Consider the following 18,212-nt stretch of genomic DNA (forward strand, 5'->3'; position numbering starts at 1 on the left):
TATTTGTAAATAATTTGTGGACACGTTAAAAGTTCTACTGGAAACCTGTATATTGGACTGCTTGCTCACAGCATTATTTCTGCTGGATCTTCGCTACTGGAGGATTTCCAGAATCAGGATGTATTTGAGTAGCCCAGACCGAGTAAAGGTCACTAACTCCGCCCATATTTTACATAAATAAAGGATGCGTGGCGGAATTAGTGTTCAATTAGTTTCTCTAGCAAGTAGGGACACTGCTGTGTTTCCAACCAAGCTAGGCGACATACAGGTATGCCTTAATCTCGCGGCCAGGAACCGTCCACGTGAAGTGCGTCACCTTACCCTTGGGGCAAGCCGTGGCGAGTGGATTCTTGTACTGACCGCCGCCTTCCGCCTTGACGTTGGCGCACTTGCCGTCAGCCTTGGTGTCTTTTACCCATCCGGTGATAGTGATCTTGTTGCCGGAGCAAGACAGCGACCAGGAAGCCTGACCGCCGACGACCGTAACGTTGTCAAACTTCTGACCACATGTCCCCCTGGTGGCTGCAGATACAGAATCAACCGAACTCATAAATGTCATGGCTGCGACTGCCAGCACGGCACCAGTACCTCCAACCACATACTTGAACATAGCTAAATTCTTTAATGTACCCATAGTTATTCTCCTTTTCAATTAATAGAATTTTGTTGTTGTCAAGACCACCTAACTTATCCAGGAAGTGTGTCTAATTACTGGTTTATAGATGATTGTCTCTTTCTTCTTTAATACTCCAAGATTGGATTTATAAATTCAAGGTTTAGACATTCATTTTTGACACATAATTCAAGTAATTATGTTTTTGAATTGAAAATATTGATTTAAAAATCGTTCAAATAAAATGCATAGATGCGCTCTTGAGATTCCGGATTTTCCAATTTTGTCCAGTTGATTGCCTCATCTCTGTAGAGATTAACACAGCAATCTATAATTTCTCCACTCAAAACTAAAGCACTTTTGTTTCAGAACCTTACTTGGGAAGTGAAATGAGCAGTATAAAGTAAAATCAAGAGGATAATTTAGATAGGAACAATGAGTTTTACTAAACTCAATAGCTGTCTGATGCAACTCCTAAATCTAACATCATCAATCTCACAGTGGCGGTGATGTATAAAGACCAGTCTGTTTAATTCAATGCAAATAGCTTTGCCTGGTGGTGTAGGAAATTAATCTTAATTCCCAAGAGTCAGCCTAAGCAGAACAATTTACTCATAAGTTTAAATCACTATGAAGAAACCACCTAACCAAGACTCTCAACGTCAAAACCAAAGCGAGCCTCTATCTAGACGACCCGTCAGTTTCTTGTTACTTAAGGTGGTCGTTGTTGCAACTGTAACTTTAGGTACGGCTTGTATTCTCGCCCTAATTTCTAAACCCCAAAAGATACTTAAACCTGCTGCTAGCGTTGAGGCAGCTGCCAAACTGCCAATGGTTCAACCTAAGGCTCCTGGAAACATCAAACACATCCAAAGCAAAGCCAATCAACAACTTAGCAAGGGTGAGGCGATTGTCTTACCCTTGAAAAATCCTTCGGGAAGTCTTACAGCCAGGAAACGCTTACAGCAAACTCAGAGCGCAAAACCGACACACTACGCTTCAGGTATGCTAACGGTAAACGCGAACACATTTATAGCTCGTTCTCAACCTCAGAGCCAAAATAACCAACTGCTTTATAAAAGCTGGAAGTTAAATGACGCTACGCGATCGCCCTCTGATACACTGCACTTAATGAAATCGCAAGTCTCCTTGACATCACCCTTAACCTCTCGTTTACAAAAAGAACCAGGAAATGACAGACGAGAGGCTCTGACGATACCTACTCCAGAAATTATTTCTGCATCATCACGTCTTCCCACCCCACCAAACCTCCTTTCAAAACAGGAGGCTCAGCCGATTTTGTCCCGCAAGCAGAATAACTTTAGGGCGGGTGCGTCTTTTCTCGCGTCACCAAATCTCTCTCTCTCCATATCATCGAAGCCGCTTCACCATATCTTCCCTCAAACGCGTCAAGTACCACGACAGAATGTAAGTTCTTATCAGAACCAAAATTTAAAAGTAGAACAAGCAGATAGAGTGACTGAAACCAGTCTGAAACAGAGTCAACAGAAAGCATTACCAAAAGTACCTCCTATTGCACTTAAGCTCTCTGATGTTGTCGTCTTGGCTTTGCAAAATAATAGATCTATAAAAAACGCATATCTTGAAAGAATAGCTCAAAAACAAGACCTAGCAGTGGAAGAAAATAAATTTACTCCTACATTTACACCCTCAGTGTCAATGTCGATGGCTCAATCCGGGTCAGATGGAACTACAACAACTACTAATGAAGTCGGGCTTGAGGCAAAGATGAAGATTCCTACCGGGGGGGAAGTGAGTGTAGGGTGGACAGCGAATGCTCTAACGCCAAAGATAAGTTTTAATCAACCTCTACTACGAGGAGCTGGAATCAATGTAAACCGAGCTTCAATTCAGACGGCTCGACTCACTGAAAAGAGTAATGTATTGGATTTAAAATCGACATTGATCAACACCATTACGGATGCTATTCTGGCATACCGGAATTTACTCCGCAGTCAGGAACGGGTAAAAATTGAGCAGCTTTCTTTGAAAAGCGCTCAAGAACTTCTGGAAATAAATCGGGCTTTGATTGAGGCGGGTAGGTTGGCACCAGTTGATATTATTCAAAGTCAGACGGCGATCGCTAATCGGCAAGTCAGCTTGGTGACAGCTTGGAATAATCTTGAGTCAACAAAGTTAGCTCTACTTCAAATTCTTGACATCGATCGAAATACCAATATTTTGGCAGCAGAAATTCCAAAGGCGTCACCCGTCACCCTAGACACGAACAAACTTCGGCAATTAGCGTTTGAAAATCAGCCGGAGTATTTGCAGGCACAAATAAACTTGGACAAAACTAAACTTGACCTGTTGCAGGCAAAAAATAACAGACGTTGGGACTTGGGTTTGAATATTAGTTATGACAATACAGGAGATAACGCAACATCAGACGTGAGAGCCGGACTAACTTTTGGCAAAACATTAGGCGATTTGACACCGGAACAGAGGTTTCAGCGCAGCCGAGTTAACCAATTGCAAGCGGAAAACAATTTGAAAGATCGGCGTGAAAGTTTAGAAATTCAGGTTATGGACGGGATTAGAGATGTGAATTTGAGTTTTAAGCAGGTGGAACTTGCACGCCTTGCCAGACAGTCTTCCGAAAGACAATTAGAGATTGAAAGAGAAAAGCAGCGATTGGGCAGGGGGTCTGGAGTTTTTGAGATTGTGAGTCTGGAAAATAGTTTGGTAGAGGCAAGAAATGCAGAACTTAACGCAACAATTGAATATCTCAACGCTTTAACGAACCTTGATAAAACTGTAGGAACTGCATTAACTACTTGGCAGGTAAGAATTGAGGCTAACGCTCTTTCATCACGCTAGGCAGAGGAATATATTATATCTGGTTGAATACTCGTGGATTGCAGCGGTGTGAAGCACCAGTGCTAAATTTCGTATTTACGTGACAAAAAATTTATAAATTTCTGTAAAGAAAATAGGAGGTTTTATGTAAAACTACCATCATTGAAATTGAGAATTAGGCAGAGGTTACTTCCACCACCAATAAACCCGTATTAGTGGTGTGACATAACCAAAGTTCCGCAACTGCTGTTTCCTTGAGGAAGGTACAATGTTCGGTTTCAGGAATACTTTTTGGGGCTGGTTTTTAGGAATGGCAAGCGGTGGTGTGTTCTCTTTCTCTACAAATTGTGCTCTTGCTCAAATTACCCCAGATGGCACTCTACCTAATAACTCTATTGTCACACAAGATGGTGACACCAGCGTTATCACGGGAGGAACGCAAGCCGGAAGCAACTTGTTTCACAGTTTTAAAGAGTTTTCTGTGCCTAATAACAGTACTGCTTTCTTTAATAATGCTGGGGATATTCAGAATATCATTAGTCGGGTAACGGGTGGGTCAATCTCTAATATTGATGGGTTAATTCGCACTCATGGTACAGCTAATCTATTTCTGATTAATCCCAATGGGATTATTTTTGACCAGAATGCTAGTCTTGATATCGGCGGTTCTTTCTTAGCAACTACGGCGAGTAGTCTGAAATTTTCAGATGGGTTTGAGTTCAACGCCACTTCTGGACAAGCAGGTGATATCTTTGTCAATGCAACAGATTGGGTGACAATCTTGGGAAACGACCCGAATTACGCTAACCGCATTGCCAAAGTTCCCAGCAATCCATATTTCGTTAACGAAATTACAGAAATAGGCGCTGCCAGTGGTCTATTTGCAAATACAGAGTCTAACTCCACAGGTCAGGGGGGCAACATCACAGTTAGTACCAATACCTTGAGTGTTCGCGAAGGAAAACTCCTTACCTCTACCTCTGGCAATGGTCGAGCGGGTAACATCACAGTGAATGCAAAAGAAATGCAACTGACTGGTTCCACCAGTGGTTTGTTTGCCCAGACAAGCAGTACAGCTTCTGCGTGAATGAGGGCAAGCACATGACAAGAACAAAATCTAGATTACGCAGAATAAAACGCTTTTGTAGTTTACTGTTGCTTTTAGTTATGTTCTTAGGCGTGGGATTATTGCCTCCTACTTTTGCTCATATAAAAGCGGGAAATTCCATTGTTCAAAGTGTGCCAAATGCTCAAAGTTTAGATGAACGGGGGAGGGAATTTTATGAAATCGATCGCTTTGCTGATGCAATCGGGATGTGGCAACAGGCGATCGCTGCATTTAATACAAATGGGGATGAACTGCGACAAGCCATGACCTTGGGCAACCTATCATTAGCTTATCAGCAACTAGGACAGTGGCAAGAGGCAGAACAAGCCATCGCACAAAGCCTTAATCTTTTAAAAACCTCTCCAAATATAAACATAAAAGAGCGCTCCCAAATTCTTGCTCAAGTTCTAGATATTCAAGGTCGCTTGCAATTAGCCCTTGCCAAACCTGAGGATGCCCTCAATACTTGGCGACAGGCATCTGTTATTTATGCTCAGATAAGCGATAACAATTCAGCTATCAATAACCGCATTAACCAAACGCAAGCGATGCAAGCCCTAGGACTTTATCGCCAAGCCCAAAAGACATTAACTGAGATCGCCCAACTTTTACAAAATCAACCAAACTCGACACTTAAGGTGGTGGGATTGCGTAGCCTTGGCAACGTCCTGGCTACTACGGGTGATTTAGAACAATCCCAGCAAATATTGCAACAAAGTTTAGAAATAGCAAAAGCCTTGCCAGCTCCGCAAGCGGTAGGTGATGTTCTGCTAAGTTTAGGCAACACAGCTAGCGCTCAACAAAATACCCAAGCAGCTATAGAGTTTTATCAACAGGCTACTAACGCTGCTACCTCACCAATAACACGCATTCAAGCTCAAGTCAATCAATTGAGACTGTTGTTGGATACCAAACAATGGAAAGCTTTCGACAAGTTGTCATCTCAAATCCAAACTCAACTTGCTGACTTACCCCCTAGTCGCACAGCAATCTATACTCGAATTAACTTTGCCCAGAGTCTGATGAAATTGGCGGCTGGGGAAGGGTTAGGGAATTCCGAGCAGGGGGCAGGTGGTGAAATGACTTCCCCATCCTCCTCTTCTCCGGTTCTACGTACCTCTGCCCAACTACTGTCAACCGTGATACAGCAGGCAACAAGCTTGCAAGACCAACGTACAGAATCCTATGCTCTCGGTGTCTTGGGTGAACTGTACGAACAAACCCAACAGTTATCTGATGCCCAAAACTTAACCCAGCAAGCTTTACTTATAGCGCAAGCGGTTGACGCTAAAGACATTGCTTATCTTTGGCAATGGCAACTAGGACGGTTGCTCAAAGCTAAGGGAGATATAAAAGGAGCGATCGCAGCATACACAGGAGCAGTGAATAACCTGCAAGCCCTCCGCAGCGATTTAGTGGCTGTCAATCCTGCAGTTAAATTTTCCTTTCGTGAGGAAGTCGAACCAGTTTATCGACAGTTAGTCGATTTACTTTTGCATTCTCCAAAAAACTCCCAACTTAGCTCGGGAAATCTTGAAAAAGCAAGCGAAATAATAGAATTGCTGCAAATAGCAGAACTGGACAACTTTTTTCGCAACACTTGTTTGAATGCTAGACTCCAGAGGAAAAAAGAAGACCAAACAGCAGCAATTCTCTATCCATTTATTTTGCCAGACCGACTAGAAGTCATCCTCCAGTTGCCACAGCAGCGTTGGTTGCATTACTCCAGCCCTGTAGGTGAAAAGGAAGTGGAAGCTACTTTATTCCAACTACGGCAAAATTTACCCAAACCACACACACTACGGCAGATTCAGTCCTTATCTCAAAAAGTATACGACTGGCTAATTCGACCTGCTGAAGCTGCATTAGCTGAGAGCAAAACCCCTAATTTAGTATTTGTGCTGGATGGTTCTTTGCGAAACATACCAATGCCAGTTCTCTACGACGGCAAACAGTATCTAGTCGAGAAGTATAACATTGCACTCACCCCCGGTCTGCAACTGATTGAACCCAAACCATTGCAGAAAGAATTAAAAGCAATAGCCGCAGGATTGAGCGAACCACGTTCTGGGTTTTCAGCACTCCCCAACGTAGAGCGTGAATTAGAGCAGATCCGCTCTCAAATACCCAGCAGCATTCTTGTAAACCAAGAATTTACCAGCAAAGCTTTACAAAACCGGATTAAGTCTTTACCTTTCCCTGTGGTTCATCTTGCAACTCACGGTCAGTTTAGCTCTAAGGCTGAGGATACATTTATTGTTGCTTGGGATGGCCGCATCTACGTTAAAGAGTTTAATAATTTAGTGCGAACTATTGAGCAAAACAGACCCGAGGCTATTGAATTGCTTATTTTGAGTGCGTGTCAAACAGCAGCTGGGGACGAACGAGCAGCCTTAGGAATAGCTGGTGTTGCTTTTCAGGCGGGAGCACGCAGTACGATCATGTAGTCCCACACAACTAAAAAGTATGTAGAGAAACCCATCTTTTGAATCATTTTGAGTTCGTATTCCAGTCTTTCTTTATAAACAGAATCAATTTCATTCCTGGATTTACGATTTAACTTTTGCAAAAGCCCTTGCCAAGCGACTTCTTCGACATAAGTATCAGCAGTATGACCTGAAGGGATGGGATAATTGGGAATGCGAGGTTCACCTAAAATATTGTAATTTTCTACTTTGTCTGCAACTTCAAGGGTGTTGGCAATTGCTTCTTCAATCACATCACCTGGCAAATGATCGCGAAAGAGCTTTTTCATCTCTTCAGCAGATTTTAGATATTCTGTACCCGTGTAGCGCATTCGATTGTCTTCAACAATCAATTTATTAGTTTGAATGCACAACAAAGCATCGTGAGCTTCTACATCGTAACAAGAAATAAAATGAGAGTCATTTGTGGCTACGATTTTGATATTTAACTCCCGTGCAATTTTGACAATTTCCGTGTTAACAATACGGTCTTCTGGAAATCCGTGGTCTTGAATTTCTAAATAATAGTCATCTCCAAATACGTCTTTATACCATTGAGCTACCCTACGAGCAGCTTCCAATTTACCGCTAAGAATTGCTTGGGGGATTTCCCCACCCAAACAAGCACTGGTCACAATCAGACCTTCATGGTATTGTTTTAATAACTCTTTATTAATACAAGGACGGGAAAAAATTCCTTTGCCTTGGACTCCTTGGAGATTAGAAATAGATGTTAATTTAACTAAATTTTTATATCCTTTTGTGTTTTTAGCTAAGACAATTTGATGATATCGCGGACGGCGTTCCTGTTTTGTAATATCGCCGTTGATGATATACATCTCATTGCCAATAATGGGTTTGACATTTTTGTTGCGGCAGATTTTAATGAGTTCGATCGCCCCATACATAACACCATGATCGGTTAGAGCGATCGCTTTGATTCCAAGTGCAATAGCGCGGTCAATCAAATCGGGCAATTGACTTGCCCCATCTAACAAGCTGTAATCACTGTGAATATGCAAAGGGACAAAGGACATACGCGTTTCCAACTAACAGTTAAAAACATCAGGCGTATTCCAGCGTACCGCAGTTTGCCATAAATCGCGACGAACCTATAGGAAATCTTATATTGGCGAAGTGATGTTAAGTAAGTCGGTGTGAATAAACAAAAATACGTTACAAAATGTAAATGCATTTGAAACCCTGACTAATGACAAATGACTAATGAATAGGGAGGGTTCTTACCAGTTACATTTTGTGTTACCGACTTACCTAAATCATTAAATTCCTCACCGACAATATGAACAAAGCAGACAGCACCGTTCGGCCTAAAACCAAAGCCCGCCCTTGGTGGCAGCGTATTCCCCTCACGGTGCAAATTATCATCGCCCTGATTTTAGCAGTAGCGTTGGGAATTGCACTAGGCGCTGGAAATCCCAGCCCGACTAACAAAGCTTTTATTGAGACGTTGGCAATTCCTGCAGAAATGGTGCTTAAGGCTCTCCGCGCCCTCGCAACGCCTTTAATTTTGATGGCGGTTTTGCACACGTTTATGACAACCCATATTCCAGGTAGGGCGGGACGCCGTCTGGCAGTTTTGCTGTTTGTTAACACCACAGTCGCCATTTTCATTGGGCTTGTCGTAGCAAATCTCATGCGTCCCGGAAGTTGGGGGAGTTTGGCTAGTCCTGGAACTACAGAAATAGCCAAGCGAAATTTCGATCCCTGGGGACTGCTTAAAGATGCTGTCCCACAGGCTATCCTCAGCCCTTTAGTTGATAACAACGTTATCCAGCTGATTGTTGTTGCCCTAACCTTCGGGATCGTTCTGCGGGCAATCAAATCAGAACAAGTCACTGCACATAAGAGAGGGTATCAGCCAATAGAGGATACAATCAGTGTTTTATTTGAAGCAATTATCCGTGTCCTGCATTGGGTTATTTCTCTGGTACCACTAGCGGTTTTTGGAATTGTGGCGAAAACTGTGGCGGAAAAAGGTTTTGAACCGTTTAAATCTCTAGCTGCATTTGTGATAACAGTTTTAGTGGGCTTGGGGTTGCAAGCTTGCTATTACCTCATGCGAGTCAAATTCGGTTCTTGGGTGAATCCAGTTAATTTTCTGCGAGGGGGTACCGATGCTTTTTTAACTGCTTTCTCGACAGATTCCTCTGTAGCAACCATGCCCATTACATTTGATATTTTGCAGCAAAAAATTGGCTTACGAGAATCCTCCGCTTCTTTAGGGGCGTTGGTTGGGTCAAATTTCAATAATGATGGCACTGCCCTTTATGAAGCAATGTCTGCATTGTTTATCTCTCAGGTGATTGGGCAGAATTTGAACTTGGCACAGCAACTCGTTGTCGTTTTGACATCGATTTTTGCGTCAGTAGGTGCCGCAGGCATTCCAGAGGCGGGACTGGTGACAATGACACTGGTGTTTAGTTCTGTTGGCTTACCTACAGAGTATATTGCTTTGTTAGTGACGGTTGACTGGTTCCTCGATCGCTGTCGCACTGTAATTAATGTTATGGGAGATATGACCGTCAGTGCGTTAGTTGATGGCAAAAAGCCCCAGTCAGTAGGGGACAGGGCACAGGAGAATAACTGACAATCAAAACCCGTCAAAAGTCAAAAGTCATTCTAACTTTTAACTTTTGACTTGTTCTTTCAATCTTCCTTTCATTTACTTGCAGCAGTTTAACTGTGTTGCTGTCCCCTTGCGTCGCACTCTTTGTACCAACACCGTTCCAAAAGCTCTACTCTGTAATGGCGTGCAAAGCGGCGGGGATTGAGCACTAATTTAACTTTGGGGTCCATCAGGGGTTGATTGAGATACTGCCACAGAGGAAATTTAGGACTGTTATTTTCTGGAGTCATCATATATAAGGAGGATAATACAACAAAAAGATAGGCTCAATATCCGACGTCAGTATAAAATATTGTCTATTACTGATGCCTAGTTAAACCTTACACAATATACATACGTTTGTCCTGCGGGCAAACGCGGAAAATTTCGAGATTACTTCTACAGACAGTTTAAAAAATCCGTTAAATCAACTATTGCCAAAAGCTGTAGCCTTGAAATTCTCTTGCGTTTAAGGAAGGCAGAAGTTGGGGGGGGCGTGTCAGTCTGTGAATGAAAAGCTTTGGGAAATATTATTGTTCTTATCAGATAGCACCCAGCACCATAGATGTTGTTACGTACAACTTCTCTACAATTGTGTATCGCGTGTAACTAGTAAGTGCTATAGTCTCCATCTAGCAGAATTTCTAGCTTAACTTAAGCGATCGCAAAACGTTACGCTCAATCTTAACCCCACCATTAATAAGTTCATTTGTCAACCCACTTAATCCTCTATTTCCACTGGTTTTTGTTACAGATTATTCAACTCTTCCAGAAAAAAATTAATTTTTTCTTTACGTTAATTTTTTAACGTATCTTGGTGATTTAAGATGAATTTTAGAAATCAACTCTTAGACAGTTGCAATTTGACTAATTTTTTGTATTTGTCAAAACCTATGGGTCAGTTGGTGGTTTTATGCTTGGGTCAAGGAAACTTATATGAAGGGTTTCCATCTGTGATAGCATACATTGGTGAAGCAGACAATACATACCGGATGAAATTTACGGCTAGCTTACCAATTGCAGCGGATCTCCCCGAGCTTTACCGCAATTGGCAAACAATTCATTCGGCTTTATATCAACGTTTGAGTTTTCGTCGTGGTTTTCAAGAACTGGTAGAAGATGACGATATTCTCGAAATTGAAGGGGGTTACATCACTAATGTTTCTGAAGTAGATATCCAAGATTTACAAAAGAAATTGTCGGGGCGGCTGAATGAATGGCTCAATTCTACAGAGTTTCGCAAAATTGAACAGCAATTACGCACGCACCTAAAACAAACAGAAGAAATTCGCTTCATTATTGAAACCAACGATAACTTATTGCGGCGGCTACCCTGGCATCTTTGGGATTTTTTTGAGGATTATCCTCTGGCAGAAGTTGCCTTAAGTGCTTCCGAGTACCAAAAAACACCTTTTAATTCCAAAAAGTCTCGGGAAGATAAGCTGAGAATCTTAGCAATATTTGGTAACAGTCAGGGCATCGATATCAGTCAGGATAGAGCACTCTTAGAGGAATTATCAACTGAAGCAGAAATTCAATTTTTAGTAGAGCCAAAATTCAAAGAATTCCACCATCAGCTTTGGGAAAAGGTTTGGGATATTCTCTTTTTTGCAGGTCATAGTTCCACTCAAGAAAAGGGCTATCTGCAACTGAACCAAACAGAAACCATCACTCTAGACCAATTAAAGTTTGCTCTCAAACAAGCCATTACTCATGGATTGCGCTTGGCAATCTTTAACTCTTGCGACGGTTTGGGATTGGCTCAGCAATTGCAGGAATTGCACATTCCCCAAGTTATTGTCATGCGAGAACCTGTCCCAGATGTCGTTGCTCAAGAATTTTTAAAAAATTTCTTGAGAGAATTTTCACGCGGGCACAGTTCATATACGGCGGTACGTTTTGCAAGAGAAAGACTTCAAGCACTCGAAAACGATTATCCCTGTGCTACTTGGTTACCAGTCATTTGCCAAAACCCTGCCGAATCACCGATGATTTGGCAAGTTCAGCCAACTCAAACAACAAATGCGGCAAATGTTGGCAACAATAGTCAGTCCAATGAAGGACAACTGCGATGGGTCACGAGCAACTCTACTATTCGTAAATCGAAAAAAAAAGCCCTTACCAAAAATCTTGTCAACCGCACAAGCTATCACCCCTTTTTGACCTTGCTAGTGACAAGCGTATTTGTCACAGCCTTGCTTATGGGAATACGCCATACGGGGATACTACAACCATCAGAATTGCAGGCTTACGACCATTTGATGCAATTGCGACCTGCAAATGAAAAGCCCGATCCCCGTCTTTTGCTCATCACTATTGATGAAGCCGATATTCAGTATCAACTCCAGAAAAACATGGAGATGCGATGGTCAATCTCAGACCAAGCAATGGCTCAATTGTTGCAGAAATTAGAGAAATATCAGCCGAAGACTATTGGTATAGATATTTACCGTGATTTTAGCAGTAACCCGAATTATCCCTATCTATCCTCTCGTTTGCAACAAGACAACCGCTTGTTTGCAGTGTGCAAAGTTTCTTCACCAAGTGATGGCGCACCGGATGGCACTCCTCCTCCTCCAGAAGTTCCAGCAAAACGTTTGAGTTTTAGTGATTTTGTGGCAGATGCAGATGGTGTTTCCCGCCGTCAACTTATACATTTAAATCCCCCTCTGAAATCTCCTTGTACGGCAGAGTATGCTTTTAGTTATGCGATCGCACGCCATTACTTGGAGGCAAAGGGAATAGTGGCGCAAATCAACACAGAAGGAAACTTGCAAATTGGTAACACTGTGTTTCAGCAATTAAAATCCCATACGAGTGGTTATCAAAATGTTGATGCCAGGGGTTATCAGATACTTCTAAATTACCGTTCTCTGTCTTCTCTTCAAAATATTGCCCAGAAAGTTTCTCTGCGGGAGGTTTTAAACGACGAAATAAAGCCTGAATTATTGGAATCATTGAAAAATCGTGTTGTTCTCATTGGTGTAACGGCTCCAAGTTCTTCTGATTTTTGGGAAACCCCATACGCCTCTAAAAGATTAAACAACGAAAGGGAAATTCCAGGTATGTTTGTACAGGCACATATGATCAGCCACATTCTCAGTTCTGTTTTAGATGGTAGAACTCTATTTTGGTGGTGGTCTGAGTGGGTAGAAACGCTTTGGGTTTGGGGATGGTCTTTGGTAGGAGGTGCGATCGCTTGGCAAATTCGGCAGCCAATCTATCTATGCTTGGCTATTGTCATGGCGTTTTTTACTCTTTTTAGTATCTGTTTTGGTATATTTACTCAGGCAGGGTGGGTTCCACTGATCCCTCCGGCGTTCGCGTTGATGTTTTGTGCCGTTGTCCTGAAAGTTTTACCACAGCCTAATTTAAGCAACAGCAAGAAGCGTTGGAACTCTTATCATGAGAACAAATAAGTTATTTCACAAGCCAATTCAACTGACTTGTATGATTTTGCTACTTGTTAGTAGCGCAAGTTATACTCTACAAGTACAAGCAACCCAGACGCAATCCATCATCCTTGCCCAGAGATTCCCCCCAAATGGAGAGCCCACAGGTCGCCGTCGGGGAGGAACAAGTCGTGGAGAAAACTGTCCGAACCTAAAAACGTCTATCACTGCTTTGGTACCGGGAGAGGAACACAGTAACAAATCTCTTTTAGGATTCACAGTCGCTGAATATCCAACTTTTTGGGTTTATCTTCCTGAATTACCTGCAAACCTGCAGTTTGGTGAATTTGTGTTGCAGGATGAAGAGGGGCATGATATTTACCGCACACCTTTGACTTTGCCTGCAAAGCCCGGAACTTTAGCTATCAGCCTACCATCAAATCCAAAATATGCTCTCAAGCTCAACTCGAAATACCATTGGTTCTTCCGAGTTTACTGTGGCAAGATCCAAGAGCAACCCGATTATTTTTTTGTTGACGCATGGCTGCAACGAGTGGCACTCACTCCCAACCTTGAGAGGCAATTGAACAAAGCCAAACCAAAAGAATTTACTGTATATACTGCTAATAATATTTGGTACGATGCCCTAACAAATTTAGCTGAACGTCGCCGTGCCAATCCAAACGAGCAGGTGTTGGCTGAAGAATGGACTAAATTACTCAAAACCGTGGGCTTGGCAGAACTGGCAGAAAGTCCCATATTACAAGCATTTGACACTCTCCGCCCTAAAGGGTGGGAGATTCCTGGTTCACAGACTCGCCGTTAGACGGCAGGGTTGCCCCAACCGCCCAAGAGGGCAAATCTCAAGAGGCGTAAGTTCCCGTGTGCCCCACGGTACTTAATCCCAATTTCAGGATATTGATGCTGGCATTGATATCTCTGTCTTCTACATAAGCGCAATGATGACAAACATGGGTTCTAGTTGACAAAGATTTTTTCACTTTCGCACCACAATTGGAACAATTTTGACTGGTATTATGAGGAGGCACGGCAACCGTAACCGAACCATATTTATGACCAAAATATTCCAACCACTGCCGGAAAGTTGAGCCCAAATCAACATCAATTGCAAATTGAGCATAGTAACCATCAGCACGGCGTACCAATCTAACTCGTTTAATTTGTTTGATGTCATAGTAGTTAAGGTCAAAACTCCACATCTTCAAATCTGATAGTTCCCTGCACAGATGTTAGACGAATTGCATTTCTGTGTCCCATTGGTTGTCAAATTTTCATCTAAACTGACGATCCGGACATGGTATAGCAATCCGGAATTATTCGTGAGAAAATACTGAGATAAAAACCCCTATTTTACAAGCATTCCAGCCTTTGGTTATTTTCATGTATTATTTATGACTGCCATATCACCGATCGCTGTTCAAAATCCTGATTTGGATAAATCTAAAAATAATACGTATTATGTGAGACAGAAGCAATTATTGGGCAAACTACTACCGTAAGATACTGCCACAAGGTTGAAAAATCGTATAAATAACTGACATCAGGAACTGAGATGCCTGGTGTTGAGCAGCCAAGGATCTTTTCAGGTCACCTCTACTGGTAAAGCGAAATTAGCTTTGTTGAGCAGGTATTAAACAGTAAATAGGGAGCAATACTGGGGATAGCTGGAATGAAAAGATTTACCTTTTATATTGTTTTGTTAAATTGTTTGCTTTTTGGAATATCACCTGTAATGGCTAAATCATTGGCTTTTAGGGTAAGTGACAAGGGCGACAAGGTAGCCACGGGGGACAGGGTAGACACCGGAGACAAGGTAGACAGGGAGAATGGAAAGAAACTCTCCCCATCTCCCCATCTCCAGGTCTCTCCATCATCTTCCGCGTCTTCCAATGCTGTATCTTCTGCCAAAGTATGGGTAATTGACCGGAACAAGCAAACACAACGCGAATCTTATATTTGGGTGGTTAAAGATACTAAAAAAATTGGGCAGCAACCATTTTTGCAAGTTCAAAAGAATTTAGATAAGTCTGAAGAGTCTTCTGAAAAAGCAGGTTCTAGCGCAAAACCTTCGCCAAAAGATGAATTTGAAGCATTTGACAAAGTTATTAAAGATACTGAAAAGCTAGACGGATTATTTACTTTATACAAAAATAAAAAAGAGAACAAAGTATATTTAGAAATTAAGCCTTCTCAATTAAGTAAAAATTTCCTAGCTACAGCAACATTAGAATCGGGTATTGGTGAGGCTGGAATTTACAGCGGTATACCTTTGCAAGATTTCTTGTTTTACTTCGAGCGGATAAATAACAAAGTAAACTTTACAGTTCGCAATGTCAATTTTCGTGCTGGGGAAGGCGATCCACAGCGGCGCTCGCTCGCCCGGTCATTCAGTGATTCAGTTCTCTACTCACTACCAATCAAAAGCATTCATCCACAACGAAAAACCATTCTTATAGACTTGGGTGACTTGCTGCTGACGGATTTAGCAGGATTATCTTTTAGTTTGGGGATTACGCCAGGGACGGACAAATCGTATTTTGGTAATGTGAAAGCCTTCCCGCTTAACATGGTAGTTGAGACAGTTTTAAATTTCTCCAGCACTAATGGTAGCGACAATGCCATGTTCCGTTATGCCTCGCTGCCTGACAGCCGTGGATTTAGCTTGCGCGTCCATTACAGTTTTTCCCAACTTTCAGACAACGGTTATCGCCCGCGTTTAGCAGACGATCGCGTAGGTTATTTTATTAGCGCCTACCAAGACTTATCTAATGACGATCGCAACGACCCATTTGTCCGCTATATAAATCGCTGGAATTTAGAAAAACAAAATCCCAACGCAGCCATTTCTCCACCTAAAAAACCGATTGTTTTTTGGATTGATAACGCAATTCCCTTAGAATACCGAGATGCTGTCAAAGAAGGCGTCCTCATGTGGAATAAAGCTTTTGACAATTAATGGTTTGTTGGGTTTCGTTGTTCAACGTTACACAATTAATGATTTGTTGGGTTTCGTTCCTCAACCCAACCTACATTGGATGCTAAGCAATCTGCCGCTATGCTGTAGCGAAGCTATCGCCAAGATTGTTCTGATAATGAAAAAATAACAATATGAACTACAATGAATAAATATTAAGCCTCCTTAATAGACAAACCTATTAAGGAGGTTTTACAGCAGCACTCATATTTGCACACCTGATTTCCTCTAGAAATCGTCCAAAAATTGGCTAAGGCGGCTGATAACGGGGTCTACCTCTTGTGGAGGAGGAGCCGACGCAGCGTTATTAGCGGGGGGAGGAGTATTATTTATGAATTCCATAACTGGTGCAGCTTGGGTTGACGGCTGCATAGTGGAGACTTGATTCACCATAATTGCCAACTGTGCCACTTGCTGGCTCAATTGCATAATATGGTGTTCCATTGTCTCTAATCGCTTGGATTCCTTGGCAAAAAAACGTCCCTCAAGGTCAGATATTTGATTTTGCAGTTCAGCTATCTGTTCTTCGACCCCCGATGGTGTTGCGGTTTCTATTGCTGTTGGTGTTGGTGTTGGTGTTGGTGTTGGTGTTGCTGCTGGTGTTGCTGCTGGTTTGGGGGTAGGTCTTACAGATTCCGGTACGCACAAAGATTGCCAAAGAGCCTCTTTACAGAGGTCGCTGAAAGTCTTTTCTGGATCTTTTTCCAATTGACTTTCTACAAGAGCTAACAAGCTCTCGTCCGCCACCCCTGGATTGAACGTAACCGATTTAACTACCTTTTTTGACCATTGGAACATTAGTATTAGGCCCTAGCAGAGCGAGCAGAAGATAGTTGTGCCTCTCCATAAATAAACTGCCCCAAAGCATTTGCCTGCCGAGATGGTGCAGCTAGATGTGCATTGATCTTAGCCTCTTTCAGCAGGCGTTGAACATCTTCCCAGAAAAATTCTCCACCGCCTCCAGTTAGGATAACATCAGTAACGCGTTCTGGCAGCCATGCTAAAACGCGGCTACAAATCTCACGAGAAAACATTTCTATGAGGTTGGGAAGAAAATCATCTAGGTTGGTGGGTTTGCTCGAACCTCGCGGACGGTAGAAGCGATCGCCTTTTGGACGGTTGACGGCGGCGATTAGAGACAAAGATTGGCTGTCTGCGCCCTGAATTTCAGCGGCTACAAGCTCATAAAACTTACTCATGCCGAAATCTTCGCTCTTAGAAGCACCTCGGGCAAAACGGAAGTTATCAACCATTAAGCAATCTGTTGTTTGATGCCCAATATCAACGATTGCCACAGATACCTTCGTAAAATCGGGCATTGTTGCGCCCTTCTTGGGTTGAGCTTCACACCATAGCAAACTACCATAACCTTCTGGCATAACCCAAACCTTAGTGATGTTTAGGTTTACAGGTTCTCCGCGAAAATTCATGATGTGAGGACCGGAAAGCTGGCTGATGAGTTGAGCTTTTTCCCGTTCAAATTGCTCTTGCGAAAGATAAGGCAGACCCAGGACAACTGAGATTTCGTCTTTGAGTTTGAAGTAGCCAGCAGCCGCTAGAACTTTGATGAGGGCGTCTTCTACCTTTGATTGACCTACACCAAGGTTAGCCCCGAAATCTGCTGCCAACTGACCGACAGCATAGCCGCTGCCTTGATACTCCAGCCAAAGATCCATCAATGGGTCTGTTGCACGGGCTTCAAAAACACCTCCACGCACTTGTTCCATTGTCATTTCTTTAACGTTGGCAGAAATAAACGTTACATTACCTGGTTCGCGGCTCACACAAGTTTTTGTGGAAGTTCTTCCTAAATCTACACTAAGAATTTTTTTTCCCGAGTTGCTAGGGGTTGGTTGAGTTGGAGTTGCATTGATCGGTGTAGACGCTGAAACCCTATTCATGGGGATAGCAGCTGCATTCATAGGGGTAGCGGCGGATGGTTGGTCTGTCATGAAAGCTCCTAGTAGTTAATTAGCTCTAATAAGTTATCATGCCCATCTTACAAAATGCTTGCATCAGAAAACCCTTGCTGCATCAACTCCGCTTGGAACTTTACCAAACATGACTGAATAGTGAAGCAATGGTTCTAAAACATCAGTTTCACTGCTTACCATACAACGGTGATAAAGCAGTAAGCTAAGTTTTTGGGCTAGTTATGTTTACCTGAAGGTAAACAACACTTATTTTTCTACA

At 42.5% G+C, this 18,212-nt stretch carries 10 protein-coding genes and 3 pseudogenes; 7 read left to right on the forward strand and 6 right to left on the reverse strand.

The window, feature by feature from the left end; all coding sequences use genetic code 11:
- Positions 1–253: 253 nt before the first annotated feature.
- Positions 254–634: a hypothetical protein gene (locus tag ACYRY3_RS12500; protein ID WP_460201990.1), complete on the reverse strand. Its 381-nt coding sequence runs from the start codon at positions 632–634 to the stop codon at positions 254–256.
- 609 nt (positions 635–1,243) lie between these two features.
- Here ACYRY3_RS12500 and ACYRY3_RS12505 point away from each other — a divergent pair.
- The 3 genes from ACYRY3_RS12505 (at position 1,244) to ACYRY3_RS12515 (ending at position 6,988) form a co-directional block, all read left to right on the forward strand.
- Positions 1,244–3,454 carry a TolC family protein gene (locus ACYRY3_RS12505; RefSeq protein WP_460201991.1) on the forward strand — a complete coding sequence of 737 codons (2,211 nt, stop codon included), beginning with the start codon at positions 1,244–1,246 and terminating at the stop codon, positions 3,452–3,454.
- Positions 3,455–3,743: 289 nt separating this feature from the next.
- Positions 3,744–4,520, forward strand: coding sequence for a filamentous hemagglutinin N-terminal domain-containing protein (locus ACYRY3_RS12510; RefSeq protein WP_460202044.1), 777 nt, complete (start codon positions 3,744–3,746; stop codon positions 4,518–4,520).
- Positions 4,521–4,534: 14 nt separating this feature from the next.
- Entirely contained in the window at positions 4,535–6,988 is a 2,454-nt protein-coding gene (locus ACYRY3_RS12515) for a CHAT domain-containing protein (RefSeq protein ID WP_460201992.1), read from the forward strand.
- On the opposite strand, the pseudogene ACYRY3_RS12520 reads toward ACYRY3_RS12515, so the two are convergent.
- Positions 6,982–8,043 (reverse strand): annotated as a pseudogene (locus ACYRY3_RS12520) (PHP domain-containing protein); the annotation flags it as partial. The gene ACYRY3_RS12515 and the pseudogene ACYRY3_RS12520 overlap by 7 nt on opposite strands.
- Positions 8,044–8,306: 263 nt before the next feature.
- Here ACYRY3_RS12520 and ACYRY3_RS12525 point away from each other — a divergent pair.
- Positions 8,307–9,614 (forward strand): dicarboxylate/amino acid:cation symporter, encoded by a 1,308-nt coding sequence (locus ACYRY3_RS12525; protein ID WP_460201993.1) that lies wholly within the window; start codon positions 8,307–8,309, stop codon positions 9,612–9,614.
- A gap of 89 nt (positions 9,615–9,703) precedes the next feature.
- On the opposite strand, the gene ACYRY3_RS12530 is transcribed toward ACYRY3_RS12525, so the two are convergent.
- The gene (locus ACYRY3_RS12530) at positions 9,704–9,886 is read right to left on the reverse strand and encodes a hypothetical protein (protein ID WP_460201994.1); all 183 of its coding nucleotides are present in this window, start codon (positions 9,884–9,886) and stop codon (positions 9,704–9,706) included.
- 639 nt (positions 9,887–10,525) lie between these two features.
- Here ACYRY3_RS12530 and ACYRY3_RS12535 point away from each other — a divergent pair.
- On the forward strand, positions 10,526–13,051 hold the full coding sequence (locus ACYRY3_RS12535) for a CHASE2 domain-containing protein (protein WP_460201995.1): 2,526 nt from the start codon (positions 10,526–10,528) through the stop codon (positions 13,049–13,051).
- Positions 13,038–13,850 carry a DUF928 domain-containing protein gene (locus tag ACYRY3_RS12540; RefSeq protein ID WP_460201997.1) on the forward strand — a complete coding sequence of 271 codons (813 nt, stop codon included), beginning with the start codon at positions 13,038–13,040 and terminating at the stop codon, positions 13,848–13,850. The genes ACYRY3_RS12535 and ACYRY3_RS12540 overlap by 14 nt, the downstream gene beginning before the upstream one ends.
- Here ACYRY3_RS12540 and ACYRY3_RS12545 read toward each other — a convergent pair.
- A pseudogene (locus ACYRY3_RS12545) lies at positions 13,810–14,238 on the reverse strand (RNA-guided endonuclease InsQ/TnpB family protein); the annotation flags it as partial. The gene ACYRY3_RS12540 and the pseudogene ACYRY3_RS12545 overlap by 41 nt on opposite strands.
- Before the next feature lie 476 nt (positions 14,239–14,714).
- Here ACYRY3_RS12545 and ACYRY3_RS12550 point away from each other — a divergent pair.
- Positions 14,715–15,995: pseudogene (locus ACYRY3_RS12550) on the forward strand (DUF5117 domain-containing protein); the annotation flags it as partial.
- 252 nt (positions 15,996–16,247) lie between these two features.
- On the opposite strand, the gene ACYRY3_RS12555 reads toward ACYRY3_RS12550, so the two are convergent.
- A complete protein-coding gene (locus tag ACYRY3_RS12555) occupies positions 16,248–16,817 on the reverse strand; it encodes a plasmid segregation centromere-binding protein ParR (protein WP_460201998.1) in 570 nt (189 codons plus the stop codon).
- A gap of 5 nt (positions 16,818–16,822) precedes the next feature.
- Positions 16,823–17,971: a ParM/StbA family protein gene (locus tag ACYRY3_RS12560; RefSeq protein ID WP_460202000.1), complete on the reverse strand. Its 1,149-nt coding sequence runs from the start codon at positions 17,969–17,971 to the stop codon at positions 16,823–16,825.
- Positions 17,972–18,212: the final 241 nt, after the last annotated feature.

Source organism: Scytonema sp. NUACC21 (assembly GCF_054684315.1).